This window comes from Haemophilus sp. HMSC066A11 (assembly GCF_001811665.1).
GTDB classification, from domain to species: domain Bacteria; phylum Pseudomonadota; class Gammaproteobacteria; order Enterobacterales; family Pasteurellaceae; genus Haemophilus; species Haemophilus influenzae.
Map to the genome: position 1 here is coordinate 19,128 of NZ_KV805841.1, position 20,669 is coordinate 39,796.

The window sequence follows — 20,669 nt, forward strand, 5'->3', positions numbered from 1 at the left end:
TTTTCTTGAAATTTGATTGAGATCACATTTTTTAAATGAATTTGATTGTTTTTTGTTCTTTTTTTGCGTTTGAGTATTGTTCATACCTATTTTGGAGTGTTTTGAAGAATATGGTATTTTAGTTTTCTATATTATTCTTCCATGTACCCTATATCTTCCAATGTTGGATTTTCAGCCCCTTTTTTAGCTAATTCATCGCATATTTCATTTTCTCTATGCCCTGCGTGGCCTTTCACCCATTGCCAATTAATTTTATGACGTTGAATGGATTCATCTAAGGCTTTCCATAAATCTTGGTTTTTTACAGGCTTTCCAGTACTCGCTTTCCAATTATTTTTTTTCCAGTTAAAGATCCATTTTGTTATGCCATTTTTCATATATTGGCTGTCACTATAAAGCGTGATTAAACAAGGCTCTTTTAATGTATTTAATGCTTCAATGACAGCGCGTAATTCCATTCGATTATTGGTGGTTTTGAAATAGCCTTTGGAGAGTGTTTTTTCATGTTGTTTATAACGCAATACGGCACCAATTCCGCCCGCACCTGGATTACCTAAACAAGAGCCATCAGTAAAAATTTCAATCTGTTTTTGCATAACAAAAAGGTTGTTGTGTAGAATGGCAAGTATTTTAATGGAAAGAGATAGGTTGAACAAATGATTAATCCCAATCGCCAAATTGTATTAGATACTGAAACTACAGGTATGAATCAGCTTGGCGCGCATTATGAAGGACACTGCATTATTGAAATTGGTGCAGTTGAATTAATAAATCGTCGTTACACAGGTAATAATTTCCATATTTATATTAAGCCAGATCGCCCTGTTGATCCTGATGCGATTAAAGTTCATGGTATTACTGATGAAATGTTAGCGGATAAACCAGAATTCAAAGACGTAGCCCAAGATTTTTTGGATTATATTAATGGTGCGGAATTGCTTATTCACAATGCGCCCTTTGACGTTGGATTTATGGATTATGAATTTCGTAAACTTAACCTCAATGTGAAAACTGACGATATTTGTTTGGTGACAGATACGCTACAAATGGCTCGTCAGATGTATCCTGGAAAACGCAATAATTTGGATGCACTTTGTGATCGTTTAGGTATTGATAATAGCAAACGTACTTTGCACGGTGCGTTACTGGATGCCGAGATCTTGGCGGATGTTTATTTGATGATGACGGGAGGGCAAACAAATTTATTCGATGAAGAATCTGTTGAGTCTGAAGTTATCCGTGTTGTGCAAGAAAAAACGGCGGAAGAAATAAAAAGTGCGGTAGATTTTTCGCACAATTTAAAATTAATTCAACCTACTAATGATGAGTTACAAGCGCATTTAGAATTCTTAAAGATGATGAATAAAAAAAGTGGAAATAATTGCCTTTGGGAAAAACGCTTTGGCAATAATAATGTGCATTAATTGTGTGGAATTTAATCAGGTAAGTAAAATTTAATAAAAAAAGATTGACGAGATTTGTGTTCATCATTAAGATACGCACCACTTAGCGGAGTGGTAGTTCAGCTGGTTAGAATACCTGCCTGTCACGCAGGGGGTCGCGGGTTCGAGTCCCGTCCATTCCGCCAATTAAGATAAATAAAGATAGCACCTAAGGGTGCTTTTTTTGTATCTGAAATTTATTCATCCTTGACAAAAACAAAGTAAACTTTTAATATTTGAAGAACTAGGGAGCGGTTACTCCCTAGTATGTTGTCTTATTAGTAAGCGGTCTGGCTCGCTAATAATAAAACGACAACAAGGATAATGATCTTAATCATTTTCTTATCCTCTTCAAACGTTGCGAAAAAGCGCAACACTCGCTTTCAAGTTGGATCCTTGAAAGCGAGATTATTATAACGTTAAGTTGTAGATAAATAAACAGTATTTAGAAAGCCATAGGATTGTATCCTGTGGCTTTTTCTTTTCTTTATGAAATGATTTTTTACCAATCCTTTAACTTCCGATATAATAGCCGCCATTTTTGACAAAATAAGAGATTTTTTATGGCAACTCCAGTCGTCGCCCTTGTTGGTCGCCCGAATGTGGGAAAATCCACATTATTTAATCGCCTTACTCGTACGAGAGATGCGTTAGTCGCTGATTTTCCAGGTTTAACTCGTGATAGAAAATATGGTCACGCACATATTGCTGGCTATGATTTTATTGTTATTGATACTGGCGGTATTGATGGAACGGAAGAGGGCGTAGAAGAAAAAATGGCGGAGCAATCTTTGCTTGCTATTGATGAAGCCGACATTGTTCTTTTCCTTGTGGATGCGCGAGCAGGTTTAACGGCAGCTGATATTGGTATTGCTAATTATTTACGCCAACGTCAAAACAAAATTACTGTGGTGGTGGCAAATAAAACCGATGGTATTGATGCGGATTCTCATTGTGCTGAATTTTATCAGTTAGGTTTAGGAGAAATTGAGCAAATCGCAGCCTCACAAGGCCGTGGTGTTACTCAATTAATGGAACAAGTACTTGCGCCTTTTGCGGAAAAAATGGAAAACGCCGATGAAAATGACCGCACTTCTGAGGAAGAACAAGACGAATGGGAACAAGAATTCGATTTTGATTCAGAAGAAGATACGGCATTAATTGATGATGCGTTAGACGAAGAATTTGAAGAAGAACAAGATAAGAATATCAAAATAGCCATTGTAGGTCGTCCAAACGTGGGTAAATCTACTTTAACCAATCGTATTTTAGGCGAAGATCGTGTAGTGGTTTTTGATATGCCAGGTACGACACGCGATAGTATTTATATTCCAATGGAGCGTGATGGGCAGCAATATACCTTGATTGATACGGCTGGTGTGCGTAAGCGTGGTAAAGTGCATTTGGCAGTGGAAAAATTCTCTGTGATTAAAACCTTACAAGCGATTCAAGATGCTAATGTTGTATTGCTGACTATTGATGCGAGAGAGAACATTTCTGATCAGGATTTATCTTTGCTCGGCTTTATTTTAAATGCAGGGCGTTCTTTGGTAATCGTCGTGAATAAATGGGATGGTTTAGATCAAGATGTGAAAGATCGTGTGAAATCTGAACTTGATCGTCGTTTAGATTTTATTGATTTTGCTCGGGTGCATTTTATTTCAGCCTTGCACGGAAGTGGTGTAGGTAATCTTTTTGATTCGATTAAAGAAGCCTATGCTTGTGCCACTCAAAAAATGACGACTTCGCTTTTAACTCGTATTTTGCAAATGGCAACGGATGAGCACCAACCGCCGATGATTGGCGGTCGTCGCATTAAATTAAAATATGCTCACCCAGGTGGTTATAATCCGCCGATTATAGTAGTTCACGGTAACCAAATGGATAAACTACCAGATTCTTATAAACGTTATTTATCTAATTATTATCGTAAGAGCTTAAAAATTATTGGTTCACCGATTCGTCTGCTTTTCCAAGAAGGCTCAAACCCATTTGCAGGACGCAAAAATAAACTCACTCCGAATCAATTGCGTAAACGTAAACGTTTGATGAAGTTTATTAAGAAAGCAAAACGTTAAACGCAAGATAAATAAAACTTAGACAGATTTAACCGCACTTTTAAAACTCTTTTTGGAGAACTAAAGTGCGGTTATTTTTTTATTGTTTTGCAGAAGAAAGGTATGGCGATATTTTAAGTGCGTTGTAATAAAAATGATGAAACCGATTAAACCTAATGCTGCGCCTGTATAACCAATTTCATTTAATCCTAAATAGGTTGTCGCAAGGTTTCCAAATAATGCGCCTGCGCCAATTCCTGCATTGAAAATGCCCGAGTAAATAGCTGTGGCAACATCGGTTGCATCTGGCGCAAGTTTTAGTACGCGCATTTGTAGAGATAGTCCGATACAAGAAATGCCAATCCCCCAAATAAACACAAGGCTGAACATTGCTATTATTGCTTCAGTTGAAAATAACAGGAGCAATAGAGAGAACATCAATAAACTCATCGAAACAACAATAAATTTTGTGGGAGCAAATCGGTATAATCTGTTAAATAATAGGCTTGCTGCAATGCCTGAGAAACCAAAAACTAATAATACAGCCGTGGCAAAATTTGGATCTAAATGCCCTACATCAATCATAAATGGTTCGATATAGGTATAAGCAGTAAAGTGTGCTGAAATGACGATTGCCGTTGTTACATAAAGCCAAAGTAATAATGGGCGTTTCGCAAGCAAGGGCAAACTTGCAATAGAGCCAGCATTTTTACTGGGTAAATTTGGCAATAATCGAATAATTAAAAACATGATGGATAATGCCAGTACCGCAATAATGCCAAAAGTGACTCGCCAACCGACGAGCTGTCCGACGATTCTCCCAATCGGTAAGCCTAAGATGGTGGCAAGTGCGGTGCCAATAGCGAGCATTCCTAATGCTTGAGTTTTCTTGTGTTTAGGTGCGATGCGCATTACAAGTGAGGCGGTAATTGACCAAAACACTGAATGGGCTAATGCAATGCACATTCGAGCGAGAAGTAATATCCAGAAATTCCATGCAATGACCGATAAAATATGCCCAACAATAAATATAATGAAAAGTTTAATAAGCAGACTTTTACGTTCCATATTGCCAGTGGCAAGCATGGCTGGTAAAGACATAATTAGCACTGTCCACGCATAAACTGTCATCATTAAACCAGTATCAGCGGTTTGCATATTAAAACTTTGTGCAATATCGCTTAACATTGCAACGGGTACAAATTCTGTAGTATTAAAAATAAATCCTGCGCAAGCCATAATAAGCACGCGCCATGATTGGATTTTTGCAGCTTTTAAATATAACGACATTAACGTAACTTTTCTTTAATCGCATCAATTAATTGATGGCGGAATTTCTTCGTAAAATTAATTTTGTATTGTGGAGAATTGCAGTTACCAAAAAAATTGATTGGTAGTGTCAAATTTTGATAGCGTTGATCCGTAGAATTTAAATTAATATCCACATTGCATTCCATTTGATTTAAATCAATGATGCCTTTTCCTTGCCCCAAAAGTGCGGGCGTTTTTAATTCGATTTTTTCAGCAATGAGTTGATTTTGTTGGAGAAATAATTGTAAGTAAAATTGTTCAAAGCGAGTGTTTAATTCTTTGTTTTGTAACAAATCATTGTTGTAATTAATCGGGAAATGTTGCGCTACCATATCCAATAGATTCACACCAAGAATTTCGCCATTTTGCGCTAAAAAATTTAATTTTCCTTGAATAAGCGCGGAAGATGAAAAGCTGAAATCAAGATCAAAATCGGCGTGTCCACTTAACATTTCTGGCAAATTTAATAGTGCGAATAAGCGTTGAACAGGGAAATATTTACCCGAAAAATTTACCGCACTTTGATTGTCTATTTGTTGATATTTCAATACGGCTAAACAATCGTTATCGCATTGTGGTTTTATATAAGTCACTATTTGTTGGTGGGCTGTGTGAGTTTCAATATAACCGATAGGCTGATTATTTAGGTTTGCATCTACAAATTGAAGTGGGGCTGATTCTGATGTTGAGAAGTCTAAATTCGCTTTATGGAAAGAAAAATGGAAAGTTTTTGTTTTTCCATAAATAGGCTTATTAAATTCAATGCGAATATGGTTTTCGCCATTTAATATTACTTTTTTTGATAAAAGCTGTTTTAACGAAAAAGGCGAAACCTCTATCGATACATTGGCAGGATTTTGTGTGTTTTGAGTTAATTTGAGCTGTTGAATATTCAGTGAATGAAGTGCTGCGTTTCCATACAAAAGAGGCAAAAAACTAAATTTAGCTTCAATTTTTTGAGCTGAAAATTGCGTAGTTTTTAGATTTTCAAGGGAAAGTGCGGGAGAAAATAATGATAAATTGATTGACTGAACGGCAATGTTTTGTTGTGCCAGTTGTTCATTAATAGCACTTTGCACGCGGTAAAGTTGAATATATAAAAAAGAAAAGATCGCCAAGAAGACGATCCCTATGATAAGTGCGAACTTTTTCATCGATTATTCCTTGTCTTCGTCAATACGACTGGCTACTGCACTTTGTTGATTTTTATATTTTGCATCTTTGCGGCTGCTGTATGGTCGTTTTGCTTCGCCACTTAATACTTCAAAACTTAACGCACCAATTACCATATTTGGGCGTAATGCTAATGGTAATTTCCCTGAATTATAAAATTCCAGCACGATTTTTCCTTCCCAACCTGGATCAATACGGTGTGCGGTGACATGTACCATTAAGCCTAAACGGGCTAAAGAAGAACGGCCATCTAACCAACCGATAATATTGGCTGGCAATTTCACGGATTCAAGCGTGGTTGCTAAGGCTAAAGTACCAGGATGTAAGAAAAATGCTTCCCCCTCTGGAATAAGAATTTCATCGCTCATTACTGATTCAAGCTGGGCGGATACTTCTTCTTTCGGGCCACTTAAATCAATGAAAGGTGCAGAGTGTTCACGAAATACACGGAAAGAATTACCTAAGCGAACATCAATTGTCGCACCATTGATTTTGTCATTATTTGGACGTGGTGTTAAAGAAATAATGCCATCATCGAGATAGCGTTCAATATCAGTATCGCAAAGACGCATAAGATTTCCTATTTTTGATTCAATAAATGAAGGATTTGAGCTTTTAACATATTGATTGCAATACGGTTTTTACCACCACGAGGAATGACAATATCCGCATATTGTTTAGATGGCTCAATAAATTGTAAGAACATTGGACGCACGGTTGCACGATATTGATCAATCACTGATTGTAGAGAGCGACCACGTTCTTCCATATCACGTTGTAAACGGCGGATGAAACAAATATCAAGTGGTGTGTCTACGAATACAGAAATATCGGCTAATTGGCGTACTCTTTCGTCTGTGAGCAATAAAATCCCTTCTAAAATTACGATTCGTTTTGGTGTGAAATGCGTTGTTTCGTTGGTGCGAGTATGTTCTACATAGCTATAAACAGGCACATCTACTGCACTGCCATTTTTTAGATTTTTTAAATGTTGGATAAGTAAATCGCGATCCATAGAGCTTGGATGATCGTAATTCGTTTTTACGCGCTCAGTCATTTCTAAATGGCTTTGATCTTTATAGTAACTGTCTTCAGTAATAATACCAATTTCTTGGCAGCCTAATTCATTACAGAGCTCTTTGTGAACAGTGGAAGAGATAGAACTTTTGCCTGATGCAGATGCACCTGTGATGGCGATAATGATACAAGAGGGATTTGACATAATCGTGTTTCGATGTAAGGAAAATTCGTGCAATTATAAAGAAAAGTGCGGTGAATTTCACGTTTATTTTTTCACTTGAATTTTAAAAACTGTGAACTTCATCACGGTATTTTCTTATTGAAGAAAGAGTAATCCAAGTATAAAAAAGTGCGGTAAAATTTCACCGCACTTTTGTGATTAAAATTAAGGAGAAGGCTTTTCCCTTTTCTTATTTCTGTTACTAAATCGCCCAACCGCCTGCATAGAATGCAACAAGTACGATTGCAATAATCACAGTACCTACATTTAAGCGTTTAATATCGCCACTCACTATTCTTCCAATTACTAATGCCGCAAAACCTAACATAATGCCTGTTACGATGTTAGCGGTAAGTACGATAAACACTGCGCAGATTAATCCGCTCATCGCACCAACGAAATCATCGAAATCTAATTTGCTTACATTGCTTAACATTAATAAACCAACATACATTAATGCCGGAGCAGTTGCGTAGCCTGGTACTAAGAAAGCTAATGGTTGGAAGAAAAGCATTAATAGGAATAACACACCAACAACGATAGCAGTAATACCTGTTTTACCGCCTGCTGCTGTCCCTGCTGCTGACTCAATATAAACGGCAGCTGGTGCTGTACCGAATAAGCCTGAGAATAAGCTACTGATTGAATCTGAAGTTAAGGCTTTACCGCCATTGATAATTTGACCATCCTTATCAAGCAAGTCGGCTTGACCTGCAACTGCGCGAATTGTACCCGTTGCATCAAATACGGCAGTCATCACCAAAGCAAATACCACAGGCAAGATTGCGGGTTGTAGTGCGCCCATAAAGTCTAATTGTAAGAAGAGAGAATTTTCACCAAAGGTTGGCATTTTGAAAATCTCTCCGCCAAATTTTACATTTGGATCAAAAATTAAACCTACGATAGTAATAGCGATAATTACCCATAAAATGCCGCCTTTAATTTTCATTTTTTCAAGGCCAATAATTAACGCTAAGCCAATTAAGGACATCATGACTGGGAATGAGGTGAAATCTCCTAATTTTACTGGCAAGCCCGCTTGGTTGCTGACGACTAAACCAACACCGTTTGCGGCAATTAAAAGTAAAAAGAGTCCGATACCAATGCCTGCTCCATGAGCGATATTGGATGGTAAATTACGCAAGATCCATGCACGGATACCTGTGGTAGAAATTAAGGTAAACACAACCCCCATTAAGAATACTGCGCCTAGCGCAACGGGAATGGCGACCTTTTGACCAATCACTAAGCTAAATGCTGTAAAAGCAGTAAGAGAAATTGCACAACCAATTGCCATTGGTGCATTTGCCCATAAGCCGATTAAGATAGAGCCTAATCCTGCAACTAAACAGGTGGCAATAAAGACAGATTCTGCAGGAAAACCTGCAACACCCAGCATATTGGGTACCACGATGACAGAATAAACCATTGCTAAGAAAGTGGTTAAACCTGCGATAATTTCTTGACGAACAGTTGAACCACGTTGTTTGAGCTCAAATGTTTTTTCTAAAGTTGGCATAGTGTTCCTTGAAGTTAAGTAAAAAATTGGAAGTAAGTAAGGTGCGCTATTTTACATCATAAAAACGATAAGTAAACGTTTGCGTGAGTTTTATTTAGGATAAAGTGCGGTCAAAATTCTGAATAGTTATGAAATAATCTATTTGCTGATTTTCTCTACAAATGAGACTGCGAGTCAGCAGAAAAACTGCTATACTTGTTGCGTTTTTTAACTTGATAAAATGAAGGAAACAAAATGGCTGATTTTAATCAAATTTTAACGCCAGGCGATGTAGATGCTGGCATTATCAATGTAGTAAATGAAATTCCCGAAGGTAGTTGTCATAAAATCGAATGGAACCGTAAAGTTGCGGCATTCCAATTAGATCGTGTTGAGCCGGCAATTTTTGCAAAACCAACTAACTATGGTTTCATTCCACAAACTTTAGATGAAGATGGCGATGAGTTAGATGTGTTATTAATCACTCGCCAACCATTAGCAACAGGTGTATTCCTTGAGGCTAAAGTAATTGGTGTCATGAAATTTGTTGATGATGGTGAAGTGGATGATAAAATCGTTTGTGTTCCTGCAGATGATCGTGATACAGGCAATGCGTACAATTCATTAGCAGATTTACCGGCAAACTTAATTAAACAAATTGAGTTCCATTTCAATAACTATAAAGCACTTAAAAAACCTGGTTCAACGAAAGTAACTCATTGGGGCGATGTAGAAGAAGCGAAAGAAGTGATTCGTGAGTCTATTAAACGTTGGAATGAGCGTTAATTAAAGACGTTTGATTGTAAAAGTCCCTGATTCTTTGAGTCGGGGATTTTTTATATGAGTTTCAGAGATTTAGATAATAAAAAAACACCTTTCGGTGCTTACTTTATTTTTAAAGTGGTGGGTCGTGAAGGATTCGAACCTTCGACCAACGGATTAAAAGTCCGCTGCTCTACCGACTGAGCTAACGACCCAATTAGATGATTTTAAAGTAAATTTTAAAATCTTTGAATTGGTGTTTAAATGGTGCCCGAAGCCAGACTTGAACTGGCACGCCTCGAAAGGCGAGGGATTTTAAATCCCTTGTGTCTACCGATTCCACCACTCGGGCAAATTGGAGCGGGAAACGAGGCTCGAACTCGCGACCCCGACCTTGGCAAGGTCGTGCTCTACCAACTGAGCTATTCCCGCATTTATCACTAATCAGCACTGCTGCGTGACAACGGGGCGTATTTTACGGATTTATATATTGCTGTCAAACGAAAAAAATAAAAAATATTTTATTTGATTAAAAATAACTCAAATATAGATGGTTATCATAAAAAATAACTGTGTTTTATTTAAATTTATAATTGAATATTATCTAGCAAGCTTCCTTTTGCTACTTGTAAATATTGGATCATTGACCATATAGTTAAAATAGCGGCGATATAAAGTAAGATAATTGCTGCTATTTCCATATAGTTGTTATAACGCCATAATAATCCGCCTAGTGCTAACATTTGCGCTGTGGTTTTCCATTTTCCCCACCAAGAGACTGCGACTTTGCTACGTTCCCCAAGCTCTGCCATCCATTCACGTAATGCGGAGATGATAATTTCACGAGAAATCATAATAATGGCAGGAATGGTTATCCAAAATGTATGTTGATGTTCGACAATTAAAACTAGTGCAACCACTACCATTACTTTATCAGCAACAGGATCAAGAAATGCACCAAAGCGCGTGGTCTGTTTCCATTTACGAGCTAGATAGCCATCTAGCCAGTCAGTGACACCTGCAATAAAAAAAATGAGCGTTGTGATGAAAGGAGATGATTCAATGGGTAAATAAAATGCAATCACGAAAAAAGGAATCAAAATGACTCGAAAGATCGTTAGGAAAATTGGGATATTGAATTTCATAGAAAAATTGACCGCACTTTAGCTAAAGATGGTTTATTCTAAATTATCTCTGATGATAAAAAAAGCCACCTAAGGTCGCTTTTTATAAATAATTGATAAAATTAAAGCTCGTTAGCATCTATTTTAGGGATTCTGTGTAGACGTCAGAATTATTTGTTGTTTTCTCTTTATTTTTTCCATTGCCTAATACCGCAGATGAAGTAAAATCAGGTGCGGATAGGAATTGAAACCATAGTTATTTTTGCCCTATAAGTTAATTTAAATAAGGAAATATATGCAAACAAAATATGATCTTTCAACAATGTTTATTCATTCTGGTCGTCAAAAACGTTTTTCACAAGGATCGGTAAACCCTGTTTTACAGCGAGCTTCTTCATTACTATTTGACAGTATTGAAGATAAAAAACACGCTACTCAACATAGAGCAAAAGGCGAATTATTTTATGGCAGAAGAGGGACGCTAACACATTTTGCTTTACAAGATTTAATGTGCGAAATGGAGGGGGGGGCAGGTTGTTATCTTTATCCTTGTGGTACAGCAGCAGTAACTAATTCGATTCTTTCTTTTGTTAAAACTGGCGACCATGTGTTAATGAGTGGCGCAGCTTACGAGCCAACCCAATATTTCTGTAATATTGTGCTGAAAAAAATGCAGATCGATATAACTTATTACGATCCTCTTATTGGTGCAGATATTGCAACGCTTATTCAACCGAATACAAAAGTACTTTTCTTAGAAGCACCGAGTTCTATTACAATGGAAATTCCCGATATTCCGACTATTGTGAAGGCTGCAAGAAAGGTGAACCCTAATATTGTGATTATGATTGATAATACTTGGTCGGCAGGTGTTCTATTTAAAGCGTTAGAGCATGATATTGATATTTCTATTCAGGCGGGTACGAAATATTTAGTGGGTCATTCAGATATTATGATTGGTACTGCCGTTGCGAATGCGCGAACTTGGGATCAACTTAGAGAACATTCCTATTTAATGGGGCAAATGGTTGATGCAGATTCTGCTTATACGACTGCTCGTGGTATCCGTACATTGGGGGTACGATTAAAACAACATCAGGAAAGCAGTATTAAAGTGGCAAAATGGTTGAGTGAGCAACCAGAAGTAAGAACTGTGTATCATCCAGCTTTACCAAGTTGCCCTGGTCATGAATTCTTTTTACGTGATTTTAGTGGAAGCAGTGGTTTATTTTCTTTTGAATTAACCCAGCGATTAACTTCAGAGCAAGTATCAAAATTTATGGATCATTTTCAACTGTTCGCTATGGCTTATTCATGGGGAGGATTTGAGTCTCTAATTCTTTGTAATCAACCAGAAGAAATTGCACATATTCGTCCAAATATTAAACGTAATCTTACAGGTTCATTAATTCGTGTGCATATTGGTTTTGAAAATGTGGATGAACTAATTGCAGATTTGAAAGCTGGTTTTGAGCGAATTGCTTAAAAGTGCGGATAAAAAAATGCCTGTTTTACACAGGCATTTTTTATAGGATTATTTTTGTTCTGAAACTAAACCAATTTGGGTACCGTCAGCAAAATGAATTGAAGTCCCAATAATATCGACTTGAATACTTTTTCCTTGTTGTAAGTAAGGACGAATTTGAGAAAGCACGGCTTCTTCATCGGTTGATAAGGTAACGACTTCATTTGCTTTTGGTGCAACTGTTTTTCCAAATTGTAATGCAGGAAGATTTGCTACATAGAACGGCTGATTGTTTTCTTTGTAAATAGTGAGCCATTGTGCTTCTGAAATTGCTTTATCGCTTAAATTTAATTGTTTATTCCTATTGAAGTGCTTAAATAATAGTTCAGTGGCGTTAATTATAGATCATATAGTTTGGTATGGCAGTCTTTTCTTTTGAAAGTTCATAGAAGTTGTTTTATCATATTTTTTGTTTTCCTTAATCAACAGAGAAATACAATGAAACATATTCATATCTTAGGTATTTGTGGCACATTTATGGGCGGTGTGGCGATGATTGCTAAACAAATGGGCTATCACGTAACGGGTTCCGATACTAATGTTTACCCTCCAATGAGCACTTTTTTAGAAGAGCAAGGTATCGAGATTATTCCAAATTATGATGTTGCACAATTACAACCTGCGCCTGATATGGTAATTGTTGGTAATGCGATGAAGCGTGGTAATCCTTGCGTAGAATATGTGTTGGAAAATAATTTGAAATATACATCTGGCCCTCAATGGTTACATGATCATTTATTGCGAGATCGTTGGGTATTGGCGGTTTCAGGTACGCATGGAAAAACAACGACAACAGGTATGCTAACGTGGATCTTAGAACAAAATGGCTTAAAACCAGGTTTTTTAATCGGAGGAATTGCGGGTAATTTTGGCATTTCTGCCCGTTTAGGCACAAGTCCTTATTTTGTTATTGAAGCTGATGAATATGATACAGCTTTTTTTGATAAACGTTCTAAATTTATCCATTACAATCCACGTACACTTATCGTAAATAACATTAGTTTTGACCATGCAGATATTTTTGATGATCTCAAAGCGATCCAACGCCAATTTCATCATATGATTCGAACCATTCCAGCAAGTGGCTTGGTATTAAGTTCGGCGAGTGAACAAAGTGCAAAAGAAACTTTGGCATTGGGATGTTGGTCTCAACAGCAATTTTTAGGCAAAGATAACGAGTGGTTTGCTGAGCGCATTACAAATGATGCTTCACATTTTGCGGTTTTCCATCATGGAGAAAAAGTGGCAGAAGTAAAATGGAATGTAGTGGGACAACATAATATGCATAATGCTTTAATGGCGATCGCTGCGGCTCATCATACTGGCGTTGCTATTGAAGATGCGTGTAAAGCATTGGGATCTTTTGTGAATGCTAAACGTCGTTTAGAAGTGAAAGGCGAAGTTAATAGCATTACGGTTTATGATGATTTTGCGCATCATCCAGAAGCTATTTTGGCGACTTTAACTGCATTGCGCGATAAAGTGGGTGGTGGTGTTCGTATTCTTGCAGTGCTTGAACCTCGTTCTAACACAATGAAAATGGGGGTTCATAAAGATGAAATTGCGCCTGCACTTGGCAGAGCTGATGCCGTGTTTATGCTCCAACCTGAACAACTTCCTTGGGAAGTGGCAGATATTGCAAACCAATGTGTACAACCTGCTTATTGGAATGCAAATTTAGATCGATTAGTTGATATGATTGTCGCTGAGGCCCAACCTACAGATCACATTTTGGTGATGTCTAACGGCAGTTTTGGTGGCATTCATCAAAAAATTCTTGATAAGCTTAAACAGAAATAATAAAAGTGCGGTTAATTTAGAACCTGTTTTTAAATTGACTGCACTTTTTATTTCTGACTTTTAGGCTATATTTATTTTTAATTTGTAATTCATAAAAAGGAACATTTATACAATGGCTGATCCACATATTAAATCACCGATGGATTTTTTAGATTATCTGACTGTTATTATTTACCGCACTGGTTTTGTGATAGCGGCGTTGGCTGTTCTTACAGTGAGTTGGTATCCAGATTTATCGCTCACATTTATATTAATTGCGGCAACCTGTTGCGCCTCTTCGTTACACATTTACTTAAAATCTTTTCGATTGCTTTTTCAATTTGCTACTTGGATAGGATTACTTTTTTATATTAATCATTATCCTGCGTTGGCTCTTGGCGGTGCGTTACTTACTTTAGGTGGTTTGTGTTTTAAAGAATATTTTTGTTTCCGCGTGCCTTTGCTAAATTTACAGCCGATATTTGTGGCTTGCTTGTGGTTTTCGTGGGTGTTAAATAATCTTATTGCACTACGCATTTTTTCTATTATTTCTGGCGTATTACTTTTAGTTTTAGCGATACAAAAATGGCGAATGCCTTTGCATTTTGATATTGGAGATAAAACTAAATATCAAATTTAGCAAAGAAAATGACCGCACTTTTATGTGCGGTCATTGTTTTTAGAAAGATTTATTTAGCTAAACATTCCATGTAGCTATCTGCAGTAGATTGCAAGAATGTTGCATAAGAATTTTTACCTAAAGTAACTTTATCGCCAATTGGGTCGAGTTGTCCTACATTGACTTTAGTATTTTTCGCTAAAGACTCAATCACTTTTGGCGTAAATTGAGGCTCTGCGAATAAGCAATTTACTTTATGTTCATCAATTTCTTCTTTAATGTGCGCTAAAGTTTTTGCACCCGGTGCTACTAATGGATTGATGGTAAAGTAACCCGTTTGTTTTAAACCATAAGCATCGTTGAAATAACCATAAGCATCGTGGAAAACGTAGAAACCTTTGTCTTTAACATTTGCAAGTTGTGCCGTAATTTTTTCACTTTGTTCTGCCAAAGTGCGGTTAAAATCTGAAAGATTTTGTGCGATTAACGCTTTTTTATCTGGGAATTGTGCAGTTAATTTATCCGCTACTTTTTGTGCAACAATTTTGCTGATAGCTGGAGAATACCAAACGTGCCAGTTTGTTGTTAAACCCTCGTGATGATCGTGACCATGATGTTCGTGATCGTGTTTATGCTCGTGTTTATGATCGTGGTCGTGTTTATGGTCATGGTCATGTTTATGATCATGTTTGTGTTCGTGCTTATGGTCATGATCATGATCGCCATCTTCATGGAAATGCTCGTGGTGAGCTTTACTTAATAAAGGTTTTACATCCGCAAGATCGGCAATGGTAATCACTTTTTTACGTTCAATTTGGCTAATTGGTTTGTCTAAGAATGAATCAATGTCTTCACCAATCCATACAACTAAATCTGCAGATTTTACTTTTTGAATATCAGATAATTTCAAATTGTAATCATGCGGAGAGGCGCCAGCAGGAACAAGGACTTGTGTACCAGTTACGCCATCTGCAATAGATGAAACAATAAAGCCTAAAGGTTTTACTGATGCTAATACATCGGCATTCGCCATCATTGGCGCACTTAAAAGTGCGGCAGAAGCGGCACTAATTTTTAAAAGTTTTTTCATATTTATGTTTCCTTACTTGTTGGTAGTAATTCTCAAAAGGAAAAAAAGAGTACGCCTTTTTATATAAATTGCAACGATTTTATAGTAAAAAGAGGGAAAATTTTTCATTTTCAAAGTCAATAGGTTTCATTCAATAAAAAATACACATTTATGGTCAATGTGCATTTTTAAGAGGTGATTAAGATTTTTTCTTTAGTAATTTATCTATTACACGAGAAACGGCAAAAAAACCAAAGGTTGCCGTAATCATTGTGGCTGCGCCAAACCCATTTGCGCAATTCATTGTGGCTGAAATAGAACAGTCTTCTGTCATTTGTGGGAATATTAAAGGTTGTGTTGAAAATATCGCATCGATACTAAATTTGCGTTTTGGATTTTGGCTAAAATTGTAATCCTTGCGTAAAACTGACCGCACTTTGGCGAGCAGCGGATCTTGAATGGTTTTACTGAGATCGGCAATTTGAATTTGGGTTGGATCAGTTTGACCGCCAGCACCACCAATAGTAATCACATTAATTTTGTTACGTTTACAATAAGCAATCAGCGACGCTTTAGTTTTCACATTGTCAATGGCATCAATCACATAGTCATAGTCTCGGTTGAGATAATCCGATTGATTCTCTGGCGAGATAAAATCATCAATAATATTCACGGTACATTCTGAGTTAATTAATTTTACTCGCTCTGACATGACTTCAGTTTTTAATTTGCCGATTGTGCCGCTCATCGCAGGAAGTTGGCGATTGATATTTGTGACGCAAATATCATCCATATCAATTAATGTGAGTTCGCCAATGCCAGATCGTGCTAAGGCTTCAACAACCCAAGAGCCGACACCGCCAATGCCAATCACGCAAATATGCGCTTGGCGTAAGCGTGCTAAGCCATCAGGCGTATAAAGTCGCCCAATGCCACCAAAGCGTTGTTCGTAATTATCTATTCTAGCCATTACCGTAATACCCATACTCTACCGTAGTGTTTTGAAAGCCCTGCAATATGTCCCGCTCTAGCACCGATACCACGATATAAGTCAAAGTGATGACCTTTCACTGCGCCGCCTACATCAAGTGCAACCATTAAGTGTAATTTGTGTGTGCCAATCCAGTTTCCGTTATTATCAATGTCGGGTACTTCGACTAAAAGCACAGAACCAGATGGGATAATATTGTGATCTGATGCCACTGAAGCCATTGCTACAAGAGGAACGCCCGAAGAGCCTTTCACTTTGCCACTTGGATCATTTTTAAAGAATACATAAGCTTCATTGCGTTCTAACAAGCTTTGTACACGAGAGGGATTACGATTACTCCATTCTCGAATTGCTTGAATAGACATTTTTTCTTTTGGAATTTCGCCATCTTCTACTAATAAACGCCCGATAGCCGTGTAAGGGTAACCATTTTGTCCTGCGTAAGCAAAATAGTTAAGATTACCATCGCCAAAATCTACATAGCCACTGCCTTGTACACCAAGTAAAAAGTTTTCTAACATTGAATCGCTATATGCTAACTCTAATCCCTTTTCCCGCTAATGCTCCCGCATAAATTTGCGCTCGACTTAGACGTTTTTTTACAGGCATACGATAAATTGGATTTTTAAATTGACCTTGTGGGGAATGACGAGCATAAAGTATAGGCGAATAATAGCCTGTCATCAGCACATTTTGAAATCCATCAAAGCCACGCATAACTTGCGGTTGGATATTAAATTGAGTGAGTTCATTAATATTTGCCCCAGAAAGAACCCAATTTGTAATCTTTTCATAATTATCGTAAAAATTTGTGGAAAGTTTACTTGAATAATTTTTTATATTGGAAAGCTGTGTTAAAAAATCGCCTTGATTTATTACCGCACTTTGGTTTTCTATATAGGAAACAGGCACAAGAGCGGTTTGCTGATAAGTTCGATTGGTATATTTTGCACCGAATTGTTGAGGATCACTTCCATTTGAGGTGGTTGGAATCTGAGTGTTTTTTGTGTTAGAGGTACAAGCTACCAAAAGTGCGGTAATAATTGAGATAGAAAAAGTTTTGAACCAGAAAGGTTTAAGCATCGACATTTTTTAATTCTAAAGTAAGCTACAATAGGGCTGCATACGCTATCAAAATTTACTGAAAACAACCAGTGTTATTTAGCGGGGTTGATTAATAAAACCACATATTGAACATTTTATTAACAAACAATACATCAAGTTTTGTTTAATTCTTGCAATTCAATTTTAAGCGAGTATAGTACGCCCCATCAGACGCGGGGTGGAGCAGCTTGGTAGCTCGTCGGGCTCATAACCCGAAGGCCGTCGGTTCAAATCCGGCCCCCGCAACCAACAAATTCTAAAGCCCTGATTTAAGAAAATCAGGGCTTTTCTTTTTACAGTTTAACTCGCTATGATGATCTCAATTAGATCATCTTTTTCTATGCTATAATCCCTCAAAATTTTCAAAATCGGTACCTAAATGAAACAATTATTTGCAACGACTTCTCGTGGCTTTGAAGAATTATTAAAAGTTGAACTCACTGAACTTGGTGCGCAAGAGGCAAAAGTGGTTCAAGGTGGCGTTCATTATCAAGCTGATGACGAAACTTTATACCGCACTTTGCTTTGGTCACGCCTTGCTTCACGCATTTTATTTCCTTTGATTGAAACCAAAATTTACAGTGATTTGGATCTTTATGCGGCTGTTTCAGGCTTTAATTGGTTAGCGCAATTTGATGAACGAGTTACCTTCTTTGTCGATTTTAATGGAACCAACCAAGAAATTCGTCATACTCAATTTGGTGCGATGCGCGTTAAAGATGGAATTGTCGATTACTTTGAACGTCAAGGTAAAACTCGCCCTGATGTAGATAAAATTCAGCCAGACGTACGTATCCATGCTTATTTGAATCGTGAAAATTTAGTGATTTCTTTAGATTTAAGTGGGGAAACATTACATTTGCGAGGCTATCGTGAAGATGCAGGTCAAGCACCCTTACGTGAAACTCTAGCGGCGGCAATTGTTATGCGTTCAGGTTGGCAAGTGGGTTCTCCGTTAGTAGATCCAATGTGTGGTTCTGGTACGCTTTTAATTGAAGCGGCACAAATGGAAGCCAAAATTGCACCGCAACTTTATCGTTTACATTGGGGATTTGATTTTTGGAAAGCGCATAATCAATCGGCTTGGGAAAAAGTAAAAAATGAAGCGATTGAATTAGCAGAAGAAAAACAACGTGAAATTCAACCGCACTTTTATGGATTTGACCTCGATCACCGCGTATTAAAAAAGGCGCAGAAAAATGCAAAAAATGCAGGTGTTTCACATTTAATTAAATGGCAACAAGGTGATGTTGCAGCGTTGAAAAATCCTCGTTTAAATGAAGTTGGTACGGTTATCTGTAATCCACCTTATGGCGAACGTTTAGGAACAACACCAGCTTTAATTGCGCTCTATTCTGTATTTGGGCAAAGACTTAAAAAAGAATTTTGTGGTTGGAATGTTTCTGTTTTTAGTAGCGAATCCACATTGCTTGATTGTTTGAGAATGCGTGCCAGCCGACAGTTTAAAGCAAAAAATGGCCCACTAGATTGTGTGCAAAAGAATTATCAAGTTTCAGAACGAAAATCTGACGCAATTACAGATGAAAAGGAACTAGAATTTAACCGCACTTCGGAGGTCGCCCCCGATTTTGCTAATCGATTACAAAAAAATATTAAGAAAATTAGCAAATGGGCAAAGCAACAAGAATTAGACGCTTATCGTTTATATGATGCTGATTTGCCAGAATATAATTTAGCTGTTGATCGTTATGCAGATTACATAGTTGTACAAGAATATGCTGCGCCGAAAAATATTGATGAAAATAAAGCGCGTCAGCGTTTGTTAGATGCCGTTACTGCAACTTTGCAAGTGACAGGTGTGGAAACAAATAAGTTGATCCTCAAAGTTCGTCAGAAACAAAAAGGTACAAATCAATATGAGAAGTTAGCCAATAAAGGCGAATACTTTTATGTGAATGAATATGGCGCGCAACTTTGGGTAAATTTGACAGATTATTTAGACACTGGATTATTCTTAGATCACCGTTTAACAAGAAAAATGATTGGTGAGTTGGCAAAGGGTAAAGATTTCTTGAACTTATTTGCTTATACAGGTTCTGCCACTGTTCATGCAGCACTTGGTGGCGCTAAATCGACAACTACAGTTGATATGTCCAATACTTATCTTAATTGGGCGGAGCAGAATCTTATTTTGAATGATATTGAAGGTAAACAACATAAATTAATTCAAGCAGATTGCCTTCAATGGTTAGAAAAATGTGATCGTCAATTTGATTTGATATTTGTGGATCCACCGACGTTTTCAAATTCTAAACGTATGGAAGAGAGTTGGGATGTTCAACGAGATCATGTGAAATTGATGAGCAACCTAAAACGAGTTTTGTCGAATAATGGCACAATTGTTTTTTCGAATAATAAACGTGGATTCAAAATGAATTTAGTTGCGTTGGAAGAATTAGGTTTAAGTGCAATAGAAATTTCGCATAAAACCTTACCGCTAGATTTTGAACGTAATAAACAAATTCATAATTGTTGGATGATTCAACATATATAATGATTTACTAAGTTGTAAAAATAGTCGAAAAAATAGTGCATTTTAAACAAACTGAATAAAAAACTATCGCTCAAACATTTTTTTTCAAAAAGTGCTAGACAAGGTTTTATTAAATCATTAATATACGCCTCCGCAACGACGCAGTAACGCGTTCGTAGCTCAGTTGGATAGAGCGTTGGCCTCCGGAGCCAAAGGTCGCAAGTTCGAATCTTGTCGAGCGCGCCAGGTCAGTGCAATAACAACTTTTAATGGTGGCTATAGCTCAGTTGGTAGAGCCCTGGATTGTGATTCCAGTTGTCGTGGGTTCGAATCCCATTAGCCACCCCATCTTATCTTTATAAGATCTGACGGCGAGTAGCGCAGCTTGGTAGCGCAACTGGTTTGGGACCAGTGGGTCGTAGGTTCAAATCCTATCTCGCCGACCACTTTATTTTGCTCTTTAACAATATATCAGACAATC

General features: G+C 37.3%; 16 protein-coding genes, 8 tRNA genes and 1 pseudogene. 12 read left to right on the forward strand and 13 right to left on the reverse strand.

What is annotated here, in order from left to right:
- Positions 1-131: 131 nt before the first annotated feature.
- Positions 132-596, reverse strand: a complete 465-nt coding sequence (rnhA, locus tag HMPREF2813_RS00100; RefSeq protein ID WP_048946758.1) for a ribonuclease HI — start codon at positions 594-596, stop codon at positions 132-134.
- 60 nt (positions 597-656) lie between these two features.
- Between rnhA and dnaQ the strand changes: the two genes are divergently transcribed.
- From dnaQ to der, 3 genes are all read left to right on the forward strand, one after another.
- Positions 657-1,424 (forward strand): DNA polymerase III subunit epsilon, encoded by a 768-nt coding sequence (gene dnaQ, locus HMPREF2813_RS00105; protein WP_048946757.1) that lies wholly within the window; start codon positions 657-659, stop codon positions 1,422-1,424.
- Positions 1,425-1,511: 87 nt separating this feature from the next.
- Positions 1,512-1,588 (forward strand) — tRNA-Asp (locus tag HMPREF2813_RS00110).
- A gap of 417 nt (positions 1,589-2,005) precedes the next feature.
- Positions 2,006-3,520, forward strand: coding sequence for a ribosome biogenesis GTPase Der (gene der / locus HMPREF2813_RS00115; RefSeq protein ID WP_014550581.1), 1,515 nt, complete (start codon positions 2,006-2,008; stop codon positions 3,518-3,520).
- 60 nt (positions 3,521-3,580) lie between these two features.
- Here the strand turns inward: der and HMPREF2813_RS00120 are convergent, their stop codons facing one another.
- From HMPREF2813_RS00120 to HMPREF2813_RS00140, 5 genes are all read right to left on the reverse strand, one after another.
- Positions 3,581-4,789: a sugar transporter gene (locus tag HMPREF2813_RS00120; RefSeq protein WP_038440907.1), complete on the reverse strand. Its 1,209-nt coding sequence runs from the start codon at positions 4,787-4,789 to the stop codon at positions 3,581-3,583.
- The gene (locus tag HMPREF2813_RS00125; protein ID WP_048946787.1) at positions 4,789-5,964 is read right to left on the reverse strand and encodes a hypothetical protein; all 1,176 of its coding nucleotides are present in this window, start codon (positions 5,962-5,964) and stop codon (positions 4,789-4,791) included. The genes HMPREF2813_RS00120 and HMPREF2813_RS00125 overlap by 1 nt, the downstream gene beginning before the upstream one ends.
- A gap of 3 nt (positions 5,965-5,967) precedes the next feature.
- Positions 5,968-6,555 carry a dCTP deaminase gene (dcd, locus tag HMPREF2813_RS00130; protein WP_005649599.1) on the reverse strand — a complete coding sequence of 196 codons (588 nt, stop codon included), beginning with the start codon at positions 6,553-6,555 and terminating at the stop codon, positions 5,968-5,970.
- An 8-nt stretch (positions 6,556-6,563) separates the two neighbouring features.
- A complete protein-coding gene (gene udk / locus HMPREF2813_RS00135; RefSeq protein ID WP_005665411.1) occupies positions 6,564-7,205 on the reverse strand; it encodes a uridine kinase in 642 nt (213 codons plus the stop codon).
- 220 nt (positions 7,206-7,425) lie between these two features.
- Positions 7,426-8,742: an NCS2 family permease gene (locus tag HMPREF2813_RS00140; protein WP_005687948.1), complete on the reverse strand. Its 1,317-nt coding sequence runs from the start codon at positions 8,740-8,742 to the stop codon at positions 7,426-7,428.
- Between the two features lie 234 nt (positions 8,743-8,976).
- Here HMPREF2813_RS00140 and HMPREF2813_RS00145 point away from each other — a divergent pair, with 234 nt between their 5' ends.
- Entirely contained in the window at positions 8,977-9,507 is a 531-nt protein-coding gene (locus HMPREF2813_RS00145) for an inorganic diphosphatase (protein WP_005630160.1), read from the forward strand.
- Positions 9,508-9,622: 115 nt separating this feature from the next.
- Here the strand turns inward: HMPREF2813_RS00145 and HMPREF2813_RS00150 are convergent.
- The 4 genes from HMPREF2813_RS00150 to pgsA form a co-directional block, all read right to left on the reverse strand.
- Positions 9,623-9,698 (reverse strand) — tRNA-Lys (locus tag HMPREF2813_RS00150).
- A gap of 50 nt (positions 9,699-9,748) precedes the next feature.
- Positions 9,749-9,835: transfer RNA gene (locus HMPREF2813_RS00155), tRNA-Leu, on the reverse strand.
- Between the two features lie 4 nt (positions 9,836-9,839).
- Positions 9,840-9,915: transfer RNA gene (locus HMPREF2813_RS00160), tRNA-Gly, on the reverse strand.
- A 155-nt stretch (positions 9,916-10,070) separates the two neighbouring features.
- Complete coding sequence (gene pgsA, locus HMPREF2813_RS00165; protein WP_005658075.1) at positions 10,071-10,628, reverse strand: CDP-diacylglycerol--glycerol-3-phosphate 3-phosphatidyltransferase; 558 nt, start codon at positions 10,626-10,628, stop codon at positions 10,071-10,073.
- A 274-nt stretch (positions 10,629-10,902) separates the two neighbouring features.
- Here pgsA and metC point away from each other — a divergent pair, with 274 nt between their 5' ends.
- The 3 genes from metC to HMPREF2813_RS00180 all read left to right on the forward strand — a co-directional run bounded on the left by metC (position 10,903) and on the right by HMPREF2813_RS00180 (position 14,551).
- Positions 10,903-12,093, forward strand: coding sequence for a cystathionine beta-lyase (metC, locus tag HMPREF2813_RS00170; RefSeq protein ID WP_005660912.1), 1,191 nt, complete (start codon positions 10,903-10,905; stop codon positions 12,091-12,093).
- A 477-nt stretch (positions 12,094-12,570) separates the two neighbouring features.
- The gene (mpl, locus tag HMPREF2813_RS00175) at positions 12,571-13,932 is read left to right on the forward strand and encodes a UDP-N-acetylmuramate:L-alanyl-gamma-D-glutamyl-meso-diaminopimelate ligase (RefSeq protein ID WP_014550585.1); all 1,362 of its coding nucleotides are present in this window, start codon (positions 12,571-12,573) and stop codon (positions 13,930-13,932) included.
- A gap of 112 nt (positions 13,933-14,044) precedes the next feature.
- Positions 14,045-14,551, forward strand: a complete 507-nt coding sequence (locus HMPREF2813_RS00180; RefSeq protein ID WP_005653606.1) for a DUF2301 domain-containing membrane protein — start codon at positions 14,045-14,047, stop codon at positions 14,549-14,551.
- Between the two features lie 49 nt (positions 14,552-14,600).
- On the opposite strand, the gene znuA is transcribed toward HMPREF2813_RS00180, so the two are convergent.
- The 3 genes and pseudogenes from znuA to mltA form a co-directional block, all read right to left on the reverse strand.
- Positions 14,601-15,620 (reverse strand): zinc ABC transporter substrate-binding protein ZnuA, encoded by a 1,020-nt coding sequence (gene znuA, locus HMPREF2813_RS00185; protein WP_014550586.1) that lies wholly within the window; start codon positions 15,618-15,620, stop codon positions 14,601-14,603.
- Between the two features lie 178 nt (positions 15,621-15,798).
- Positions 15,799-16,569 carry a tRNA cyclic N6-threonylcarbamoyladenosine(37) synthase TcdA gene (tcdA, locus tag HMPREF2813_RS00190; protein ID WP_041174655.1) on the reverse strand — a complete coding sequence of 257 codons (771 nt, stop codon included), beginning with the start codon at positions 16,567-16,569 and terminating at the stop codon, positions 15,799-15,801.
- A pseudogene (gene mltA / locus HMPREF2813_RS00195) lies at positions 16,569-17,679 on the reverse strand (murein transglycosylase A). The gene tcdA and the pseudogene mltA overlap by 1 nt, the downstream one beginning before the upstream one ends.
- 187 nt (positions 17,680-17,866) lie before the next feature.
- On the opposite strand from mltA, the gene HMPREF2813_RS00200 reads away from it, so the two are divergent.
- The 5 genes from HMPREF2813_RS00200 to HMPREF2813_RS00220 all read left to right on the forward strand — a co-directional run bounded on the left by HMPREF2813_RS00200 (position 17,867) and on the right by HMPREF2813_RS00220 (position 20,634).
- Positions 17,867-17,943, forward strand: a tRNA-Met gene (locus HMPREF2813_RS00200).
- Positions 17,944-18,073: 130 nt separating this feature from the next.
- Positions 18,074-20,209 (forward strand): bifunctional 23S rRNA (guanine(2069)-N(7))-methyltransferase RlmK/23S rRNA (guanine(2445)-N(2))-methyltransferase RlmL, encoded by a 2,136-nt coding sequence (gene rlmKL, locus HMPREF2813_RS00205; RefSeq protein WP_014550588.1) that lies wholly within the window; start codon positions 18,074-18,076, stop codon positions 20,207-20,209.
- A gap of 148 nt (positions 20,210-20,357) precedes the next feature.
- Positions 20,358-20,434: transfer RNA gene (locus HMPREF2813_RS00210), tRNA-Arg, on the forward strand.
- Positions 20,435-20,460: 26 nt separating this feature from the next.
- Positions 20,461-20,536: transfer RNA gene (locus tag HMPREF2813_RS00215), tRNA-His, on the forward strand.
- A 21-nt stretch (positions 20,537-20,557) separates the two neighbouring features.
- A tRNA-Pro gene (locus HMPREF2813_RS00220) sits at positions 20,558-20,634 on the forward strand.
- The last annotated feature ends 35 nt before the right edge of the window (positions 20,635-20,669 follow it).